This window comes from Rheinheimera tilapiae (genome assembly GCF_042432165.1).
Taxonomy (GTDB): domain Bacteria; phylum Pseudomonadota; class Gammaproteobacteria; order Enterobacterales; family Alteromonadaceae; genus Pararheinheimera; species Pararheinheimera tilapiae.
In genome coordinates this window covers 976042-996914 of record NZ_JBHLXP010000001.1, presented here as the reverse complement: position 1 = coordinate 996914, position 20873 = coordinate 976042, and the positions used below count along the sequence as shown (strand labels likewise).

The window sequence follows — 20873 nt, the reverse complement described above, 5'->3', positions numbered from 1 at the left end:
TTGCCGATAACTTCTGGCAATCTGCAGCGAACTAACAACAAAAAGTAATAAAAAACATTCCGGGAACGTCTTATGTTAAAAAAAATGATCTGGATAGCGGCGATCGGGCTGCTGTTGTTACTGGCGGTTCTGACAGTGCGGACCCTGAGCTTCAGTCCGGTAGCGACGACGCCTGTGACCCCGGTTACGCTGAACGTTGACGTGGCAACTGTCAGCCAGCATTTATCGGAAGCGATCCGCTTTCAGACCATTTCTTATGACAACAGTGCCAAACGCGACGTGGCAAAATTCCGGCAATTTATTCAGTGGGTACAGCAAACTTACCCGCTGCTGCAACAACAGCTTGAGCTGACACCGGTCAATGAACTGACCTTGTTGTACCGCTGGAAAGGCCAGGACAGCACTAAAGCTGCCGTACTGTTATCGGCGCATTACGATGTGGTGCCGGTCACGCCGGGAACAGAAAAACTGTGGCAGCAAGCGCCATTTTCCGGCGCCATTGCTGATGGATTTGTCTGGGGACGTGGTGCGATGGACGACAAAGGCGCCGCCGTGTCTATGCTCGAAGCGATCACCTTATTGTTGCAACAGGGATTTCAGCCCCCACATGATGTCTATCTGGCGCTGACGCACGACGAAGAGATCGGCAGCAGCGAAGGTGCGGCGGCGGTCAGCGCTTTGCTGCAGCAACGCAAGGTCAATCTGGCCTGGTCGCTGGACGAAGGCTCATTTGTGCTGCGTCAGATGGTGCCGGGTGTCGCCGCCGATGTGGCCAGCATTAATGTCGCCGAAAAAGGCTTTTTGAATCTGCAGTTAACGGTGCAAAGTCCCGGTGGTCACAGCTCGATGCCGCCGGCGCAAACTGCCGTCAGTATTCTGGCTCTTGCGCTGACAAGGCTGACCGATCAGCCGGTTGCTGGTGGCATTGACGGCCTGACCGCTGACTTTTATGACCAGCTGGGGCCGCATATGGCCTGGTTACAACGCATGCTGCTGGCCAATCGCTGGTTGTTTGGCCCACTGCTGGAGCATGAGCTCAGTAAAATTCCGACCGCCAATGCCATGCTGAGGACAACGACGGCTCCAACCATGCTGACCGGCAGTATTAAAGCCAATGTGTTGCCGCAGCAGGCCAGCGCTATTGTCAATTTCCGTCTGCATCCGCGTGACAGCATTGATGCGGTGCTGGCACATGCCACTCAGGTGATTGCCGATCCGCGGGTAGAACTCAGTGTGGTTCAGGGCATGGCAGCATCCAGAGTGTCCGATAAACAGGCTGCGGGTTTTGCCAGGATCAGTGAAGCGGCACAGCGCGCTTACGCCGCCCCTGCTGGAACTGCGGCAACCGACTTGATTGTGGTATCAGGCCTGACCATCGGCGGCACCGACAGCCGGATGTATGAAGCTGTTGCTAAAGACAGTTACCGTTTTAACCCGATGTTACTGACTTCGGCCGAACTCGGCGGTTTTCATGGCAATAATGAGCGCATCAGCCAAGACAATCTGCACAAGGCAGTGCTGTTTTACCACACACTGCTCGGCAGTCTCTAAGCTACATTTCGTATCATTGAGCATCAAGCCCTGCCTGTGCAGGGCTTGATTCAACTTTAAGTCCGGCGTTGCACCGGGCCGGCATCAGCTTCAATTTGTTGTTGTAACGGTTTGGCAAAACCGGCCATAAACGCCCATTCCGCCACAATAAACAGTGGACCAATCAGCAGTCCCATCAAATCATCAACAAATGCCGGCTTTTTGCCCTCAAAATAGTGACCAATAAACTGTAATACCCAACCGACCACAAACACGGCAACCGACGCCCAAAGCCAGTGCGCCCCCGCCCATAACACCAGTTGCTGTGACAGTGCATAACACAAGCCGCTGAAGCCCAGCATCAGTACACCGAATTTCAGATCCAGCACCAGGTAATACAGGTTACTCAGCACGAACAATAGCAAGGCGGCACTGATTGCTGTGCTAAATACTGGAAATGACAACATACCAAAAACACTGATCACAATCAGTGGGATACCGGCAAAGTGCGTCTGAATATTCCGGGGATCGCGATGGTAACGCGCATATAAACTGAGTTTTTCTGTCAGGGTCCGCATTGTTTTTCCTTATTTTTATCGATGAGACTAGGGCGTGTTGACGTTTGGTATTTGTTTTTGCAGCAGTTTGGCAGCTTTTAATGCAAGGCAGTGCGAGAGCCGTGTAGTTATTCTACACAAGCGAGCACTAACGCCGCAGAAAGAGCTGCCAAACGCTGCCCTGTGGGTTCGTTTGGTGGCGCTTTGGGCTTTGTCACTCGTTGCTCACATAGAATCACTATGCCACGCGCCTCGTTTCGCGCCCAAAACGCCACCAACTCGAACAAAAATCAATCACCAAACGTCAACACGTCCTAGCAATGTACGATCGGAGCGGGCTGGATTCTGTCAGGTACCCGACAATTTGCCACCGGGATGTTGCAGCGACTCAGGATAACAAGGTGCCGTGTTGTGCCAGCTGCACCAGTGCCGGCCGGTTCAGCAATTCTATGGTGCCGTAACGCGTTTGCAGCAGTCCGGCCTCTGCCAGCTGGCGCAGCAGCTGATTGGTGGTCTGGCGCGATAACGATAGCAACTGACCGAGTTGCTCCTGTTGCAGCGGGATCTGCAGCTGCTGATCATTACTGAGCTGACACAATCGCCGCGCCAGCCGTTGCTTCGCAGGTAACAGCGCCCGATCTTCCAGCTCCACAAATAACAGCCGAAGTTTTACTGTTAACAGCTGGCCAAAACGCTGCCACCACAGCGGGTCTTGTTGCACCAGTTGCTGAAGAGCCGTTTTGGGAAATTGCAGCAGCTGACTGTCGGTCAGTGCCTGCACATCATGGGTACGCGGCATTTGATCAAACCAGGCGATTTCACCCAACCATTGCCCCGGCGTCAGTAGCGTCAGCAATGCTTGCTGGCCGGATTGATGTAAGCCGGAGATCAGCAACTGGCCCTGCAGTACCACATAAATGCCACAGAACGGCGCGCCACGGGAAAACAGCGGCTGACCCGCACTGAGCACGCGGCGCCGGCCTTGTTGCAACAATTGCTGCTGTTGAGCGTCGGAAAAACTGCCAAACCAAAGATCGGTTTGTAACACCAGCCGTTCAGCATGGTTCAGCGCAGACAGGTCCAGCTTAGCCTCCAATGGGTGTCACAGGTGCTGCCGGCCAATAAGCCCGCAGACCACGCGCAGTCAGCACAGCATCCAGCGCTGCATCTGGTACTGCTGCAGTTTGGCGTTGGCGCGCCAGATACAGGCACAGCGCCAGTGGCCGATCAGCACAAGTGACCAGGGCCTGCTGTTGCAACAGAATAGCGGCCAGTCCGGGCGCAAACCCCCATAACGTCAGCATGAATGCCCCAGCCTGAGCCGGATCGATGGCACTGATATCGCCGGTCGCGCCTTGCAACAACGCCATGCCAAGCTGATGAAACAGTGCCGCGACGACGATTTGTTCCAGCGCTGCATTATCGAGGCCAAGCCATTGCCCGACCTGTCGACAACTGCTGGCTAATTGCATCGAAGCCAATTCACTATCGGTAGTACGGCGATCTCCGGCCAACGCTGGCGCCACACTGAGCGCTAGTAACAAGCCGTATAACAGACTGAGGCCGAGCCGGCTGATCGCCATCTGCACCGACGCCGTGTCGTGGTTAAATCCCATGTAAGCGGAATTTGCCAGTTGCAACAATCGCGCGCTGAGCACCAGATCCTGCTCTATCACATCCGCTAACCGGTCAATCCGCACATCCGGATCCAGTAATAACTGCTGGAGTTGTTGGATCACTGGTGGGATCACCGGTAAATGCGTGCAGGCCAGCAGCTGCTGATGACAGGCAAGCGGCAGTCTTAACACTGCCAGAGCCTGCGCAATCTGTATCAGCTGCTCTAGTGCTTGTGGTTGTAGAGGTTGCGGGTAAAACAAATGAAAATCAGCAATATACGGCAGCAGTTGTTCGTCCTGACAATCCGGCACTGTCAGCACACGGATACTGTGACTGCCGAGCGCTGCAAGTTCAGGTACGGCTTGCTGTTGCAGCTGATCGACGATCAGCAAGGTCGGACTTGGCTGGGATTGCAGTGCCTGTGCCGTATCTAATCGCGACAAAGTCCAGCCGGCAGGCAATTGCGGCAGGCTATCAGCCGCAGCGCCTGGCTCATCAGCAGCCGGGCACGGCTCGCAAATCCAAAAAATCTGACCTGACACACTCACCTCCGTCTGTGCTGCTGAAGCGGGCTGACTACAGGCGCTTGTTTACAGTCAGCAATGTTGTCGTTGCAACTGATTGAAGCAACGCTTTACGTCGCGACAACATCCAGTGCTCCCTGAAAAACTCACTGGCCTTCCTAATGAACGTCGCGCTGAAATGAGGAGCGCACAGCTACCAGTGTATCGTTTTTTCTAACAGCCGGAACACCGGTACCAGTATGGTTTTATTGTAGCCTTTTTGCCTGTTCAATGACCTGCAGATAAGTCAGACCATGAGTCTGCTGGCCGAGAAACTGATAATTTACATGCTTCATGGCACTGTCGCTATGCAATAACGCTGCAGCCTGCTGCTGGCCGGATTGTACCTGAATCTTCACCAGAGCCAACAAAAATTCGGCTTGCTGTGATTGCGGCATACTACGCACAATCCGCTGCACACTCTGCTCTGTGGAGGCTGCGCTGCTGCCATCAATGGTCAGACTGCGATAAGTCTGTGGTGCGCTGCAGGCCTGTAGAGCCAATAATATAAACACTAGTACAGCGCTTTTTATCGCAAGACCAACTCTGATGACATTCCGTCTGATTAATGTGTGTTTTCGCATTCCTTCGACCTCACGCGGATTAATGTTAACAATGTGTGCTTTTCAGCTCTTTCTGTTGTAACAAAAAATCTCGTTGTCAACCAGTCAAAGTGCGTGGAAATTTTCCACACAATTTGTAGATCAGTAGCAGCGACCGCTTCGGCTCCTTTGGCGATGGCCGTCTTGATCGTCGCAATAACTATCTAGATGTGTTTGTTGTGATGGAACCTCTGGCCTTCAGGTCGGTCAGACAGCGCTACAGGTGATGTGAAGTCAGGGAAACTGTTGTTGCAGAACAAGTTAAATTCATTTTTTGCCTTAGTGCTATGCTCTTTATTGGCGCATCTGGCGCTGGTCGCGCTGGTGCTGCAACAGCAGTTTGTATACCAGCCGCCGCAGACTCTGCCGGCGCCATTACAGGTATTTGCGGTAACCCGTGCTCCGCAGTTGCCGCCGCCAGTTACGCTGCCTGCTGCAGAACCTGCAGCAAAGTCGCCAGCCCCGACATTCGCGCCGGCGCCACCAAAACAGCCGAAGCCAAAACGAGCAGCGACGCGGCCAATTGTCCAAGCGGCCACACCTCAAGCCAACATCAATCCAGTAAAAATCAGCCCAGCCAGCATCAATCCAGCCAATAGCAACACAGCGCCAGCTCCAACTTCAGCCGCGCCAGCCGACCGGCCGCTTGATCTTTCTGCCGTATTTAGCAGTGTGCAGCAACAGTCGGCGCGCCGGGAATTGTCTGCAGCAGAACTGGCGGCATTATCAGCCCCAAAAACTGAGACAATCACACCATCCCACGCAGTCCGCCGACCGACATTAAAACCAGGTAGCGGCCCCGCCAGCGATGTGCTGGAAACGCTGGCAGACGGTACGCAGCTGGTGCGCGTTGGAAAACAATGTGTGTTAGCCGCGCCCGGCGCGGATCTGCGTAAAGATATTCACAGCATGAAACTGGTTGGTTGTGGCGCCGGTGGCAATAGCGAACAGGATAAAATCGATGCCCACTTTGAGCAGGTGATGTCGAAGATCGGCCAGCACCGCTGAGCGATAAAATATCCCTGTTTATCCCTTTGCCCGTTATCGCGAGTACCCGCGCGACGACACTGTTGGCAATTCGTCAATTGTCGTACTGTGAGAACACCTGATGGTCGGTCTGATACTGAAATACCTGTTGTTACTGTCTACTCTGCTGACCAGCCTGACCCTGGTTGCGTTGCCTGCCGGCTCCCGGCTCTATCCGTTGCCGGATGGCGCCTTACATGTACGGTTGCTGCAGCCAGATGCACGCAGAGACCAACACGTCGATACCGCCATCGTACTCATCGCCGGGCCTAACCAAAACTTTCACGCCGACAGTGCCTGGTTTGCCCTGCTACAACCGTTGCTGGCACAGCAGTACCGCACTTATGCCATCGACCGGCAAAGCAGCGGTTTCAGCTCGGACACGCTACGGCCGTCATACCGCAAGTTTGCCACCGATTTGGCCAAGGTCTTGCCACAGCTGCAGGCCCAAAAGTTTTTGCTGGTCAGCTTTGCCAGCAGCAGTATCACCGCGCGCTTGCTGGTCGATGATCCGGCCATAGCCACGCGGCTCGCGGGTCTGGTGCTGATTGACCCGGACGTCCCCACCACCGCAGCGCAGGCGCTGTATAACGGATATCCGGCGGACTGGTATCGCGCCAATCTCGCGGTGCTGTTGCCTGAGCTGGCCAAAGGCGCCTGGAATGAGCGCACGGCGCAAAAACTCAGTACCGAACTGACGCATCTGCGTCAGATTGTACCGGCACAGCTGCAACCACAGACTGACTGGGATTATCTGCAACAGGTGTTTGTGACGCGTCAGCGTATTTCGCGCCAGCAGGCCCGAGCTATTGAGATCGCGGAATATCAGGCTGATTTGGCGCTGTACAATCAAAGCCGCTGGTTACACAGTCGTGTGCCGGTATCTGTGGTGGATGGAGATTTTGAAGCGCCGCTGATCGCCGCAGCGACTGACGATAAAGCCTTGCTGCAGCTCTGGCGCCAGGAGGGGCTGGACTGGGGAAAATCACTGGCCGACAACAGCGGTGGCCGTTATCTGGCATTGGCAGACACTGAACATTTATTGATGTTCAGTGCCGCCCCTGCGCTGGCCGAATTCATTGGCCAACTGCTGGCTACCCCTGCTGCCACAAAAACAGCGGCCCGTTAACGCCCTAGCTAATCCAGCCACTTCAACCTGCCAGCCGGGCGCCCAGTATAGCCGCACCGCGTTCGCCGCTGGCGGCACCATATTCGGCTCGGCGCACCGGCGGCACTGTGACACCGCTGAATAAATGTCGGCCAATCGCTGCCGGCAAGGCCTGAAAAATTTCATCGATGTCGGACAAGCCGCCACCAATCACCAGTACATCCGGATCATACGCCAGTACTTGTGCTGCCAGGGCTGCGCCGAGTGCATCGAGATAACAGGCAAAACAATGTTGTGCCACTGGCTCGTGGCGTCGCAGCGCCTGTAACCAGTCATAGGTGCTGTGATCCTGCTGACTGAAATGGCTGTAAAGCCGCGCGAGGCCAGTACCGGAAATATAGGTCTCTGCGCAACCTTCCAGACCACAGCCACAGCGATACAGCGGTAACTGATATTGCATCAGCACACGGGCTGCGATGGACTGATGACCAAGTTCACCGGCCAGCTGGTGCCGGCCCTGATAAATCTCACCGTCAACACATAAACCGCCACCGGCTCCTGTGCCGAGAATAACTCCAAACACCCGGCTGAAGCCGCGACCCGCACCTAATAATGCTTCTGATAACACAAACAGCCGACAGTCATTGCCGATCGCCACCGGCCGTTGTAATTGGGCGGTCAGATCGACGCCAACCTGCTGTTGATTCAGACAGGCTACATTGGACGAGATCACCAGCCCCTGTGCTGCCACTACACCTGGCAGCGCAATACCAACCGGGGCTTTCGCGCCAAATTTGGCATCAGCCAACGCGACCTGCGCATGGACAGTGTCGAGAAACTCATCGTAGTCAGTGGTCGGTGTCGCTACACGCCAGCGTTCTGCCAGCGCAAACTGCTCATCAAATACGGCGATTTCGATTTTAGTGCCACCAATATCCAGGCCATATATCATCTGGCTCACTCCGTGTCTGCGCTGGGCGAAAATGGATATAAGGTCACCCCCTGCACCACCCGGTTCACTTCACCGGTCGGGCACGGATTGTCCGGCGAAATCCCGAGCTGCAGCGCCTTAAAAAACGCCAGCGCCTGGCAATATACAATCAGCGGCAACGCCAGCCAGGCATCTAACAGTGCATCACCGCCTGTAAAGCTGTCGGCATGCAATAAAGTGGTATAGGCCGCCCGGCGATCCCGGGTGACTTCTTCAAACAAATCAATGTCATATTTTGCGGTGTAACCGTCGTTAGAGCGCAGGATAAATACCTGCGTCTGCGCATTCACCACCGATTTTGGCCCATGGCGAAACCCCAGTGTACTTTCATAAAAACTGGTGATTTGACCTGCGGTCAGTTCCAGGTATTTCAGCGCCGCTTCGCGGGCAATACCGGCCAGCACACCGGAGCCAACAAACACCACGCGCTCGGCCGGTAATTCGGCCTGATGGCGGATCGCAGAGCTTTGTGCCAGCAGCTGTTCGGTCACCGCGACTGTGCTTTGCAGCTGCACGGCATCCGGGCAAAACAGCCACAAGGTCGCCAGATACATACCGGTAAAGCTGCTGGTCATGGCAAAACTGCGGTCATGACAAGCGTCCGGCAGCTGCAACACCGCACTTTGCCGGTGTTGCCGGCCATATTGTGCCAGCTGGCCATCAGCATTACAGGTGATCACCAGATGGCGGCAATCCGGCAGTAGCTGGTCTGCCAGCTGCACCGCTTTCAGACTTTCCGGGCTATTGCCGGATCGGCCAAAACTAACCAATAAAGTAGGCTGGTCGGCATGGAAATATTGCGCCGGATTGCTGACCAGATCTGTAGTGCTGATCGCCTCCAGTCGCTGCGTGTTTAACGGCGATTGTGCTGCCAGCTGCGACGCCAAATGTGGTAACAACGCCTGACCGATATAGGCCGAGGTACCAGCACCGGTCAGAATGATCCGCAGCCGCGGCTGCGCCAACTGCACTTGCAGATAATGATTCAGCGCAGTATCTGCCTGAATTTGCGTGATAATTTGCTGCCACATTGCTGGCTGCTGCGCAATTTCACGTGCTGTCCACTCTGCAGCGGCCTCACGCAGTGCGTTGCTGCCAAGACCCAGCCAACGATCATCCGATAAATTATAAAGTCCCACGGCCACTCTCCTGTACTACTTTTCAGGCGGTTTCTGCACGCTGTGCATTGACGCGACAATCACCAACCAGACCACAGGCGCTGGCATACATCTGCAGTACCAAACCGATGTGGTGCTGCAACAAAGCTGCTGGCGCGCTATGCTGCGTACCATTCAGAATGGCCTGATATTGCAGCGTACCGTTCAGAATGGCCTGATATTGCAGCGGCATAAACTGACTGAGCAGCGGCAACGGCATTGCCACGCTACTTAGGTTTTGCAGCAGGCGGCTGACCGCCTGTTGCAGCTCAGGCTGCAGCCAGTAGTAGCGGATGCGGTCACTGAAGCTGTATTGGCGCAGCAGTTGCTGCTCGACGGCATTGCCCGGATAAAACCGTTGCCAGTGCTGCGGCTGCAGTTGCATCACCCGCTCAGATACGGCGATCAGATGCGACTGCTGCTCTACCGGCACCAGCTGCTGTTCGATATAACAGAGCGCAAACAAGGCTTCGCGCAGTGCAAAGGTCAGCTGCGGCCCAACTTTGAGAATGGCAAAATGTTGCTGCACCAGTTGCTGATAGCGGCTGGGCGGTTGGAAATCGGTGGAATGGGCTTCAAACACCAGTTGAGGGTCTTTCGCAATAAAATCAGCCAGTTGTGTACTTGCGATCGCATCAAAGGCATGCACCTGGGTATTGTCAAATTCAACACCGGGCTGTACCACCACGGCAATGACTTTCTGCCAGACATCAGGGCCAAGCCCTAGCGCGGTAAACGCCTGCTGGTGCAAGGAAATAGTATGCGCTACATTGGCCACCGGCGTTGGTTGCAGTTGATGCTCCAGTGTCGCGACACCGCCAGGCGCCGGTACTTCAGTGCCGATGACATAGCATAGGCTTGTTGGCTCAGCCATGCTGCCGGCCGTTTGCTCGGCAACCTGACACAAGCGGGCGGCGCGCTCGGCGATAAGCGCATCCGGCAGCGGCTTGAGATCATCAGCACAGGGCATGCTGGTGTCGAGGTGAATTTTGCCAAAACCGGCACGGACATAAGCTTCAATCAACGTTTCCGCTTTAGCCATGGCCTCAGCTGCAGGCAGTGCTGTCCAGCAAACCGGACCTAAATGGTCACCGCCAAAACATAGCTGCTGCTCTGGCAGGCCCTGCTTTGCCGCCATCTCTTTAACGAATTTAATAAAATCAGACGGTTGCATACTGGTGTAACCACCGTCCTGATTGACCTGATTGGCAGTTGCCTCAATCAGCAGCAAGGAGTTATCCGCTTTCGCCTGTTGGATGGCCGCTTGAAGCACCATGGGGTGCGCCGAACAAACCGCATATATTCCTTTGCTCTGGCCTTGTTTATTCGCCCTGAGCAATTCAAGCAAAGCGTTCATATCTCTCCTTATGGACTGATGATATGCACCTGCACCCCCATTCTGGTCAACTCTTCCACATACAGCGGCGGGATGCCGGCGTCTGTCACCAGGGTGTGCACTTGCATGGCACTACAAATCAGATGAAAACCACGGCGTTCGAATTTGGATGAATCGGTGACCACCACGACTTCGCGGGCCACTTCACACATCAGCCGGTTTAACGTGGCTTCCGCTTCAAAATGGGTCGACAAGCCGGTTTTTAAGTCAAAGCCGTCGACACCCAAAACTACTTTGTCGAACTGATAGTGCTTCAGCGCCTGCTCGGCCTGCGCACCATAAAACGACATCGATTTTTTCCGCAGTGTGCCGCCGGTCATCATCACTTCGACTTTGTCGACCTGCGACAACTCCAGCGCGATATTCAGACCATTGGTCATCACAATCAGGTTTTTATGTTCGCGTAAATTGGCCGCCACTTCTTCGGTCGTGGTCCCGGAATCGAGGATGATGCGTTCATCATCTTTAATCAGCGCTGCCGCCGCACGGCCAAGCCGCTGCTTTAACTCCGAATGTTTCTGTCGCTTTTCTTTTAACGACAGCTCCCGACTCAGGTCATCGTTGACCATGGCACCGCCACGCGAGCGCACCAGCAGTCTTTTACTATCCAGTACCGCCAAATCACTGCGGATCGTCACTTCAGATACACCAAAGCGTTGTGACAATTCCGCCACTGACACTTTGCCCTGCAGGTTGGTCAGCCGGACTATTTCCTGCTGTCGTTCAATGGTATTTAAGGCTTCCACCTCATCTCCCTGCCCGCTGTCGGGCTGTTGCGTTGTACCTTACCAGCAAAAACAAAACTTTCAATATCTTTCGTTTTATTTCTTTTGCTGCATTTCCAGTAAATTCTGCTGATATTTAAAAGTTTATATTACTAAAAGGCAATAAAGAAAATTCAAATATCAATTTAAAATCATGCATTTATATAAATATCATGCGATTTAACAAAGACAGCAGCATAACTTTCAGATCTATTCGAAGCTAATTTTAGCGTCAAATCTTCTAAATGAAAACCAAATAAACCTTGCGATCATTTTCGATTCAGCATTATAAAGAACCTCGAAAGGTTTTGATCGCTGTCGTAATCGCCAAACTGTCATCAAACTGTGCTTTCACTGCAGTTTACGCCAACTGACGCCCTGACGATATCTGCTTTCGGAATTTTCAAAACAATAAATAACCACAGCGTGGAGGGACTATGTCACAGGGTAAATTTCGTTATCACAAGCTGGCGCAGCTGGTGATGCTGGCCGTACTGGCACCGCAGCAGGCTTTCGCCGCCGATGCGGACAGCGACAAACAAAAGCAGAAGAAAGCCGACACCGAGCAGGTCGAAAAGATCCAGGTCACCGGTATTCGCAGCAGTATTAAAGAAGCATTGTTTTTAAAGCAAAACGCCGTGGCGGTGATTGATGTCGTCGTCGCCGAAGATATCGGTAAATTTCCAGACGAAAACCTGGCCGAAGCCTTACAGCGCGTACCTGGTATCACCATTACCCGTAACGGTGGCGAAGGTCAGAAAGTTATCGTGCGTGGCATGGGCGATGGTTACAACGTGACGACCGTCAACGGCCGGCGTGTGGCCTCAGAAAACAGCGGCCGCGATTTTAACTACGACACCATCGCCTCAGAACTGGTCAATTCCATCGCGGTGTATAAATCACCGGAAGCACGGCTGCAAGAAGGCGGCATTGGCGCAGTGGTCGACATCCAAACGCGCAAACCGCTGGATTTAGAAGGTTTTACCCTGACCGGTTCCGCCAAAGGCGTCTATGAAAGCCGCACCGGCGACACCCAGCCGCATGCGTCTTTCCTGGTCGGTGATTTATTTGAAGATGGCAAACTCGGCGTCATTTTCACCGGTGCCTATTCTGAACGGACCATCCGTAACGATACTTATTCCGCCGCTGGTTTTTATGACGAACAAGAAGGCGTCACAGAAGCCACGCTGCCGATTGATAAAAACAATGACGGCAAAATTGACCAGGCCAACGAATTATTCCCGTCCAAAATCCCGGCTTATATGTATTACGCTAACGCGCAGGACGTGCGCGAACGGATGGGCGGCACGCTGTCGCTGCAATATCAGCCAAACGACTGGATTGATCTGAGCCTCGACACTATTTATTCACGCTACACCACCAACGGCAATCGCTACCAGATTGGCTTTGTGAACTATGACGAAAGCTGGACGCCGGGCACGCCGATTTTTAATAACGCCACTTTTGGCAGTGACGGCCGGGTCCTTTCGGTCACTCAGACTGCCAATCCGATGGTTGAGCTGCTGAACTTAAGCACGCCACGCAAAACCGACACCTGGCAAGTCGGTGCCAATGCCAAATTCCAAATCAGCGACGCGCTCAGTGTCACGGCTGATGTCTCAAGCTCAGAAGCCAAAGATCAGAACAACGGCGACAACCGCTTTATCGTCGCCCGTGGTTTTGTTGACTCAATCAAAATCGACTACAGCAAAGACAATAAACTGCCAGACGTGACCATTGCCCCGGCGCTGAATGCCGACCAAACCTACGGCGCGCACTACAGCTACAACAGTGGCACCGGCGTCACCGACCAAGTTGATGAAGCCAAGTTAATCGGTCAGTACAAAATTGACGATTCAGTGCTGACACAAGTCGATTTTGGGGTGACTTATGGCAAACAAAGCAAAGGTCGCAGCGAATATTCGTCAAAAAATGCCAGCCAATTCAGTCGCGGTGGTTTTTACCTGGCGCGGGATAAATACACTTTTGACGCCAGTTCGGTATTTAAACAAGGCGATTTTGAGCTGTTCCGTATTCCAAAATCGGTGTTTGTGGCGCCGAATTTCGACAACTTCCTCGAAGGCGAAAACAGCATCCAACCCAATCCGTGGCCAAGTTTCGACTATGACAAACTGTTAGCCTTCTACCGCTCAATCAGCGCTGAAGCGGCTGACAAGAGCATTGTCGCCAGCTTAAACCAGGCCGGCGCTTTTGAAGTCAGTGAAGCCGTCACCGCCGCTTTTATTCAGGCGAATTTTGAAGACACGCTGTTTGGCCTGCCGTACTCGCTGAACCTTGGTCTGCGTCAAAGCAAAACCGACGTCACCAGTGAAGGTTATTCCTATGACTTCAGCAAGTTACAATTAGATAGTGCCGGTCTGCCAACCAACAACGACTGGCGCACTGTGAAACGGATCAGTTACGAAGGTAGCTACAATAAGCTGCTACCAAGCATGAACTTTAAGCTGAGCCTGCAGGATGATTTACAGTTACGCGTGTCGGCCGCAGAAGTGATGAGCCGGCCAAGTCTGGACCAGCTCAAACCCTGGGCAGCACCTAACTTCAGTACTAAGGTCAACGGCCTGCCACAACTGGACGTGCGGTTTCCTGGGCTGGCGCCTGAGCTGGCCAAGCAATATGACGTGACGTTGGAATGGTACCTGGCCGACAGTTCACAGCTGGCCCTTGGATATTTTGTCAAAGACATCGACGCCTTTATCGAAACGAAAAAAGGCAAAATCAACTTCGGTGGGATTGACTACTGGGGTACTTACGCCTCATCCGGTCAATACGGTGCCAAGATCAATGGTTTAGAAGCGGCCTGGCAACAATCACTGGAACAATGGTTACCGTCGCCGTTTGATGGTTTTGGCATCCAGTTGAACTATACCTATGTCGATAGCAAATTCGACGACCCTAAACTAAAAGATCTGTCGTACACCGGCATGTCGAAAGACTCCTACAACGCTGTGGTGTATTACGAAAAATATGGTGTGCAGGCGCGTTTAGCCTACAACTGGCGCAGCAAGTTCCTGAGCTATCCGGGCGACTGGGGCGGCGACAGCTGGACAGCTGCTTACGGACAGCTTGATGCGAGCGCGAGCTACGACATCAACGAGCATCTGACGGTGTACAGTGAAGTGTCGAACCTGACTAACGAGCGGTATTGGGGTTATGTCAAACAACCGGATCAGGTGAACTGGCTGGAACGCTTTGGTACCCAGGTGGCGGTTGGTGTGCGCGGCAACTTCTGATGCCGCTGGCATGGCCAGTTGTAAACAAGTTGTAGGCTGCCCGGCTTTCGGGCAGCATGCAATCATGCCTACGCCGCCCTTGGGGCGGCAATTTTCTATCTGAGGAATTACCAGAAATGCTGATGTTGGCTGCTATTTTCCCAAAACGCCCGCTAGCCGTGTTAGTCACCGCATTGCTGAGCGCAGCGTCGCTCAATCATGCCGCAATCGCTGCGCCGGTTGGCAATCTGACAGCGCTGCAGCAACAAACGGGGTTGCTGCAACTGTCGACCGATACCAATGTGGCTATCGAACTGCAGCTGTTAAAGCCAGATTTATTGCGCATCCGGGCCGGCCTCAACGGCAAGCTGACGGACGAAGGCAGTAAAGCCGCGCCCATCGTGATTAAAACCGACTATACGCAGGTAACCTATCAGCTCAAAGATATGGGGGATTATCAGCTGGTCAGCACCGAAGCCATGGCGCTGCGTATCTATAAAAACCCACTGACTTTTGCGCTGTATAAAGCCGACAATCAGACATTGATAGTGCAGGAACTGCAGCCGCTGGAGCTCAATGACAGCAAAGGCAGCGCGCAAAGCGTGCAGACACTGAGCACCGCGCCGGACGAGCGGTTTTACGGCGGTGGCCAGCAAAATGGTGCTTTTGAGTTTAAAGGCAAAAGCATGGAAATTTCCTATTCAGGCGGCTGGGAAGAAGGTGACAGACCAAGCCCGGCGCCGTTTTATTTATCCAGCAAAGGCTACGGCGTACTGCGTAATACCTGGGCCAACGGCAGCTACGACTTCCGCTCTGCCGAGTACTTAAACCTGTCGCATCAGGAAGGCCGTTTTGATGCTTATTATTTTGTTGGCGGCTCAGTTAAGGACGTCTTAGCCGATTACACCGAACTGACCGGCCGCGCCAAACTCATTCCGCGCTGGGCCTTTGAATATGGCGACGCCGATTGTTACAACGACGGCGATAATGGCAAAAAACCCGGCACTGTGCCGGATGGCTGGAGTGACGGCCCCACCGGCACCACGCCGGATGTCATTGATACTGTTGCAAAAAAATACCGCGAACATGATATGCCGGGCGGCTGGATTTTACCGAATGATGGCTACGGCTGTGGTTACACTGATTTACCCAAAGTGGTTAAAGGCCTGGCCAAATATGGCTTTAGAACTGGCCTCTGGACTGAAAACGGCGTCGATAAAATCGCCTGGGAAGTCGGCACTGCCGGCTCGCGTGCGCAAAAACTCGATGTGGCCTGGACCGGCCAGGGCTATCAGTTTGCTTTAGATGCGAACAAAGCTGCGGCCGACGGTATCCTGAATAATTCTGACTCGCGGCCATTCTTATGGACTGTGATGGGCTGGGCCGGCATGCAGCGCTACGCCGTGACCTGGACCGGCGACCAGTCCGCCAGCTGGGATTATATCCGCTGGCATATTCCGACGTTGATTGGCTCTGGTTTATCGGGTCAGGCTTATGCCACCGGCGATGTCGACGCTATTTTTGGCGGTAGCCCCGAGACTTATACCCGCGATTTACAGTGGAAAGCCTTTACGCCGGTATTAATGGGCATGTCCGGCTGGTCGAAAGCGGCGCGCAAACACCCCTGGTGGTATGACGAGCCCTACCGCAGCATCAACCGCGATTATTTGAAACTGAAAATGCGCCTGACGCCCTACATGTACACGCTGGCGCAGCAGACCGAACAGACCGGCGCGCCTATTGTGCGCGGCCTGATGTGGGATTATCCGCAAACGCCTAAAGCTTTGACCGAAGCATATAAGTATCAGTTTTTACTGGGCCGCGATTTGCTGGTGGCACCGGTATACCGCTCCCAAACCGCCAGTCAGGGCTGGCGCAAAAACGTGTTTTTACCAGAAGGCCAATGGCTTGATTATTGGGATGGCCGCGTTGTGGACGCACCTGAAGCGGGCCATTTACTCGACTACAAGGTGGATTTAAAAACGATTCCGCTATTTGTCCGCGCCGGTGCCATTATTCCGATGTATGACGCCATGTTGTATGACGGTGAAAAACCCAAAGATGTGCTGACGCTGGATATCTATCCATTTGGCGACAGCGCCTACACCATGTATGAAGATGACGGCACCAGTCGGCAGTATCAGCAAGGTGCTTTCAGTACGCAGCAATTTAGCGTCAAAGCGCCGTCTTTTGTCGCCGGTAAAGCCGGTGATATTCAGGTGGATATCGCGCCGGTAAATGGCCAATATCAGGGCCAGGAAACTGCGCGGGTGTATCAGCTGCAGCTGCATAGCCGGGTCAAGCCCGATGCAATCAAGCTGGATGGTCAAACGCTCAAAGCACTGCCAGATGCAACCGCCTTTGCCAAAGCGAGCAGTGGCTGGTATTTCAGCAGCGAAAAATATGGCGTGGTCCATGTGAAAACGGCTAAAACCGATATCCGCCAGCCGCTTAGTTTCACGGTACAAATCAATGGCGCGCAGAGCCTTGCCACGACCGCCGGCTACGACAAAGCGCCGGACCTTGGTAATCAGATCGCCGCTGACAGCATTCTGGTACTGAACCGGCCGGCCGAAGAATCGGGTCATGTGCTGGAAAACGCCTTTGACGGCAAACCGGGCACCTGGTTTCGCACCAAACGCGATCAATCGGTGAAAACCGGTGCGCATGAGTTCACGCTGGCGCTGGGCGAACGGCGTATGGTGAATGGCTTTGAAATTGCGCCGCGCAATGACCAGCACTGGCAATATGGCCAGGTCGCCGACTATGAGGTTTATCTGGGTGATAACAATGGCGAATGGGGCCAGCCGGTTGCACGTGGCCGCCTGCAAAAACTGCAGCAAAAACAAAAAGTCGAGTTTGCCGCCAAACCAGGTACTTTGTTCCGCTTTCGCATCTTAAGCACACAAGATCAGGCCGAAGCCGATCCGATGGTGACCGCGGCAGCACAAGGCACGGCCAAAGCCTATAACGCCTTGTTGCCCAAAGTGGTCAGCCCAATAGCCATTTCGGAGTTCCGCGTCTTGCAGCAACCGGAACCTGAGACTGAGCCGGTCCAGTGGTTTTTAGCCGAACAAAAACCGCTTCGTGCCGACAATGCCGTTGGCCCGGTAGAACTGAATCAAAGCAATGGCAGCAACAAAGCCAAAGACGGCAGCCTGATGTCGATGAACGGGCTGAAATTCCGTAAAGGCCTTGGTGTGTCTGCGCAAAGCCGGATTGATTATCCGCTCACCGGTCAATGGCGCCTGCTGCGGGCCGATGTTGGCATCGACGACAGCTGCCGTGACAAAGGCGGTGTGCAGTTCCAGATCTTCGGCGATGATAAACTGCTGTATGACTCAGGCTTGGTGCAGGCACCGGCCGTGGTCAAACCGGAGCTGGATATCCGCGGCATCCGACTGCTCAGTTTGCGGACCACCGGCGGCAAGACAGGCGTCTGTGCCAACTGGGCCAATGCTTCGGTACTGGGTTACCCGGACAAAAACGGCAAACTGTAGATGCTGACCCGTTCGATCAAGCCGGCCATAGTGCCGGCTTTTTTGTGACACTATCACACTTCATCGGGCAAAAATGGCATTCAGCCGCATTCAGTGGTATCCACCCACCGTTCTGACGTATCAAGAGGACAATTTTGATTGTTTAGAGGGAATTTTATGCGTTTACGTTATTCTTTCGCCGCGCTGGCAATCGGTATCAGCAGCCTGGCTCAGGCCGCCATTGATCCGCAGTATCAGTATCTGAATGCACTGCCAGTGGCACAAGACACGCTGGTGCTGCCGCTGCGTAGCAGCGACCTTAAAAGTGGCAGTCACAGCTTATTGGCCGACCCGCAGCTGAAACAACAATTAACTGCGGCCGGTTTTACCGGTAAAGCCGGCAGTATCAGCCAGCTTTATGGTGTGGCGGGTTACCAGCGCGTGCTGTTATTGGGCCTTGGTGATAAACCTGTCATCAGTGATGACAAGTTGGCAAATTACGGTGCTGATCTCGCCGCTGCACTGGACAAAAACAACGCACAGCAAGTCACCATCGACGGTCGTTATCTGGCGGCCATACCGCAGCTGGTGCATGGTCTGGAACTGCGGGCCTACCGCTTCGACCAGTTGAAATCAAAAGCCGCAACCCCGCGTAAATTAGCGGTCGACGTGGTGGTTGCCGATGTAAAAAGCGCCCAGCAGCAACATCAACAACTACAGGCAATCGCTGATGGCGTCTATCTGGCGCGTGATCTGACCAATTTACCGGCTGCTGACTTAACACCACAGAGCTTTGCCGCAGCGGCACAAACGCTGGAAAAGCTGGGCGTGAAAGTCACTGTTCTCGACGAAAAAGCGATTAATGACTTGGGGATGGGGGCACTCGCAGCCGTTGGCCGTGGTAGTGATCGGCCACCCACGCTGGTGATCGCTCACTGGCAAGGTGACAACAAAGCGCCACTGGCATTAATCGGTAAAGGCATCACCTTTGATACCGGCGGCTACAACCTGAAAACCGATGGCGAATCTATTGTGCGGATGACCAGCGACATGGCGGGCGCCGCGGCTGTGCTTGGTACAGTCAAAGCTCTGGCGCTGCAAAAAGCCAAAGTGAACGTCGTTGGCGTGATGGCGATGGCAGAAAACATGATTTCGTCGAACGCCTATTTACCAGGCGATGTGTTAAAGACCGCGCAGGGCTTGACGGTACAAATCACCTCAACAGATGCGGAAGGCCGTTTAGTGATGGCGGATGCGATGTGGTATGCCCGCAAGGAATATAAACCGCGTGCCATGGTCGATATCGCGACTTTAACCGGCAGCAAAGTCGGTGCTTTGGGCAGTTACTATGCCGGGCTATTCACTGAAGATGAATCCTTGCACAGTGCATTGTTACAGGCAGCTAAAAGCAGCGGCGAACCGTTGTGGCGTTTGCCGCTCAGCGATGAATTTGCCAGCGAACTGAAAAGCGATGTCGCTGATTTACGTAATACCGGCAAAACAACTGGCGCCTCCACGGCAGCCTGGTTCCTAAAACAATTCGCCGGAGACACCCCTTGGGCACACGTGGATATCGCCGGCAATGCGCTGGCCAGCAGCGATAAAGGCGTTCATCCGGTAGGCGCCACCGGTTTTGGTGTGCGTTTGTTAACGCACTGGACCTTGCAACAGCCATAAATCAGCGGGTGACGAACACCGGGTGACGAACACCGGGTGACGGACAGAGCCCCCTGCGACTTATTGTCGCAGGGGGCTTTTTTATTTTTACGCCACTGCTACAGTATTTTTCTAATAAAAATCTGAGTCTTAGCTATGGTCTTTCCGAACCTGCGCCGCGAGCGTTTCTGGCGCAATCTGCACTTTTATCTTGGCCTTATCTTGTCATTGCAGCTGGTCGCCTGGTTTGCCAGTGGTGTGGTGATGAGCTGGTTTCCTATTGAGCAAGTCCGGGGCGAGCATTTGCAACAGCCGGCGCCTGAGGTGCGCTGGAGCGATGCCATGATCACACCGGCCGACGCGTTACAGCGGGCGACGGCTGAATTTCGCCAGGCACAACTGAGTCTGAGCCAACGCGGAGCTGAACCGGTTTATCATTTACAACAAGACAACAAACAGCTGTTTATCAGTGCTCAATCTGGACAGATACTGCAAACGCTCAGCGAAAATGCAGTACGCAAGATAGTGCAACAACGCTACCAAGGTACCGGCACCGTGCAAAGTGTCGAACTGTTAGCGCAGGCGCCTGCTGAAGTGCGCGGATTAACCCCGCCGCTGTGGCTGGTGCAATTTGCCGATAATGAACAAAGCGCTTTTTATTTTCATCCGATCACCGGGCAGTTACTGCGGGTGCGCACAGACACCTGGCGGCTGTACGACTTCTTCTGGATGCTGCATATCATGGATTATGAAGACCGCAGTGACTTTAATCATCCGTTACTGATCATCAGCGCCGGCAGCGCACTAGGCTTTACGCTCGGTGGTTTTGTGTTATTGGGATTTCGTATCGCGCGGGGCAGCCGTCACCACAGCAATGTCAACGGCTAGCCTTTCGGTCACGGCAATGAAACCGAAACAGCTCTATACTGTCTGAAATTTGACCAACGACAGTGGAGGTGTGACATGGATACCAGTAAGCATAATCTGTATACCCTGTTCGACCAGCTGGGCTTGCCCAGCGATGACGCCAGCATTGAACGCTTTGCCCGGCACTACCGGCTCACTGATGGCCAAAATCTCTATCAGGCGGAATTCTGGACACCAGCACAAGCCAGTTTTCTGCGCGACGCCTTTCACCAGGATGCAGAGTGGTCCGACGCACTGGACCAACTCAATGGTTTGATGCGTTAGCCC

16 protein-coding genes are annotated in these 20873 nt (G+C 53.9%); 8 read left to right on the top strand and 8 right to left on the bottom strand.

Annotated features, from left to right (window positions below):
• Positions 1-72: 72 nt before the first annotated feature.
• Positions 73-1551, top strand: coding sequence for a M20 family peptidase (locus ACFFJP_RS04100; RefSeq protein WP_377240796.1), 1479 nt, complete (start codon positions 73-75; stop codon positions 1549-1551).
• A 56-nt stretch (positions 1552-1607) separates the two neighbouring features.
• Here the strand turns inward: ACFFJP_RS04100 and ACFFJP_RS04095 are convergent, their stop codons facing one another.
• From ACFFJP_RS04095 to ACFFJP_RS04080, 4 genes are all read right to left on the bottom strand, one after another.
• A complete protein-coding gene (locus ACFFJP_RS04095) occupies positions 1608-2108 on the bottom strand; it encodes an Mpo1 family 2-hydroxy fatty acid dioxygenase (RefSeq protein ID WP_377240793.1) in 501 nt (166 codons plus the stop codon).
• Positions 2109-2475: 367 nt separating this feature from the next.
• A complete protein-coding gene (locus ACFFJP_RS04090) occupies positions 2476-3183 on the bottom strand; it encodes a Crp/Fnr family transcriptional regulator (RefSeq protein WP_377240791.1) in 708 nt (235 codons plus the stop codon).
• Positions 3173-4246 carry an HDOD domain-containing protein gene (locus ACFFJP_RS04085; protein ID WP_377240789.1) on the bottom strand — a complete coding sequence of 358 codons (1074 nt, stop codon included), beginning with the start codon at positions 4244-4246 and terminating at the stop codon, positions 3173-3175. Before ACFFJP_RS04085 ends, ACFFJP_RS04090 begins: the two co-directional genes overlap by 11 nt.
• Positions 4247-4473: 227 nt before the next feature.
• Positions 4474-4782 (bottom strand): DUF6694 family lipoprotein, encoded by a 309-nt coding sequence (locus ACFFJP_RS04080; protein WP_377240787.1) that lies wholly within the window; start codon positions 4780-4782, stop codon positions 4474-4476.
• A gap of 336 nt (positions 4783-5118) precedes the next feature.
• On the opposite strand from ACFFJP_RS04080, the gene ACFFJP_RS04075 reads away from it, so the two are divergent.
• Together ACFFJP_RS04075 and ACFFJP_RS04070 are read left to right on the top strand one after the other, a co-directional pair.
• Positions 5119-5877, top strand: coding sequence for a hypothetical protein (locus tag ACFFJP_RS04075; protein WP_377240785.1), 759 nt, complete (start codon positions 5119-5121; stop codon positions 5875-5877).
• A gap of 100 nt (positions 5878-5977) precedes the next feature.
• The gene (locus tag ACFFJP_RS04070) at positions 5978-7024 is read left to right on the top strand and encodes an alpha/beta fold hydrolase (RefSeq protein WP_377240783.1); all 1047 of its coding nucleotides are present in this window, start codon (positions 5978-5980) and stop codon (positions 7022-7024) included.
• Positions 7025-7046: 22 nt separating this feature from the next.
• Here the strand turns inward: ACFFJP_RS04070 and ACFFJP_RS04065 are convergent, their stop codons facing one another.
• The 4 genes from ACFFJP_RS04065 to agaR are packed head-to-tail and all read right to left on the bottom strand — an operon-like array spanning position 7047 to position 11293.
• Positions 7047-7955 (bottom strand): ROK family protein, encoded by a 909-nt coding sequence (locus tag ACFFJP_RS04065; RefSeq protein WP_377240781.1) that lies wholly within the window; start codon positions 7953-7955, stop codon positions 7047-7049.
• 5 nt (positions 7956-7960) lie between these two features.
• Complete coding sequence (locus ACFFJP_RS04060) at positions 7961-9133, bottom strand: SIS domain-containing protein (protein WP_377240779.1); 1173 nt, start codon at positions 9131-9133, stop codon at positions 7961-7963.
• A gap of 22 nt (positions 9134-9155) precedes the next feature.
• The gene (locus ACFFJP_RS04055; RefSeq protein WP_377240777.1) at positions 9156-10508 is read right to left on the bottom strand and encodes a class II D-tagatose-bisphosphate aldolase non-catalytic subunit; all 1353 of its coding nucleotides are present in this window, start codon (positions 10506-10508) and stop codon (positions 9156-9158) included.
• Between the two features lie 8 nt (positions 10509-10516).
• Complete coding sequence (gene agaR / locus ACFFJP_RS04050; RefSeq protein ID WP_377240775.1) at positions 10517-11293, bottom strand: transcriptional repressor AgaR; 777 nt, start codon at positions 11291-11293, stop codon at positions 10517-10519.
• A 455-nt stretch (positions 11294-11748) separates the two neighbouring features.
• On the opposite strand from agaR, the gene ACFFJP_RS04045 reads away from it, so the two are divergent.
• The 5 genes from ACFFJP_RS04045 (at position 11749) to ACFFJP_RS04025 (ending at position 20870) form a co-directional block, all read left to right on the top strand.
• Positions 11749-14565, top strand: a complete 2817-nt coding sequence (locus ACFFJP_RS04045) for a TonB-dependent receptor (protein ID WP_377240773.1) — start codon at positions 11749-11751, stop codon at positions 14563-14565.
• A gap of 116 nt (positions 14566-14681) precedes the next feature.
• A complete protein-coding gene (locus ACFFJP_RS04040; RefSeq protein WP_377240771.1) occupies positions 14682-18044 on the top strand; it encodes an NPCBM/NEW2 domain-containing protein in 3363 nt (1120 codons plus the stop codon).
• 156 nt (positions 18045-18200) lie between these two features.
• Positions 18201-19700, top strand: a complete 1500-nt coding sequence (locus ACFFJP_RS04035) for a leucyl aminopeptidase (protein WP_377240769.1) — start codon at positions 18201-18203, stop codon at positions 19698-19700.
• 135 nt (positions 19701-19835) lie between these two features.
• Positions 19836-20567 (top strand): PepSY-associated transmembrane domain-containing protein, encoded by a 732-nt coding sequence (locus ACFFJP_RS04030; RefSeq protein ID WP_377240767.1) that lies wholly within the window; start codon positions 19836-19838, stop codon positions 20565-20567.
• A 75-nt stretch (positions 20568-20642) separates the two neighbouring features.
• Positions 20643-20870 carry a DUF2789 family protein gene (locus ACFFJP_RS04025; protein ID WP_377240765.1) on the top strand — a complete coding sequence of 76 codons (228 nt, stop codon included), beginning with the start codon at positions 20643-20645 and terminating at the stop codon, positions 20868-20870.
• Positions 20871-20873: the final 3 nt, after the last annotated feature.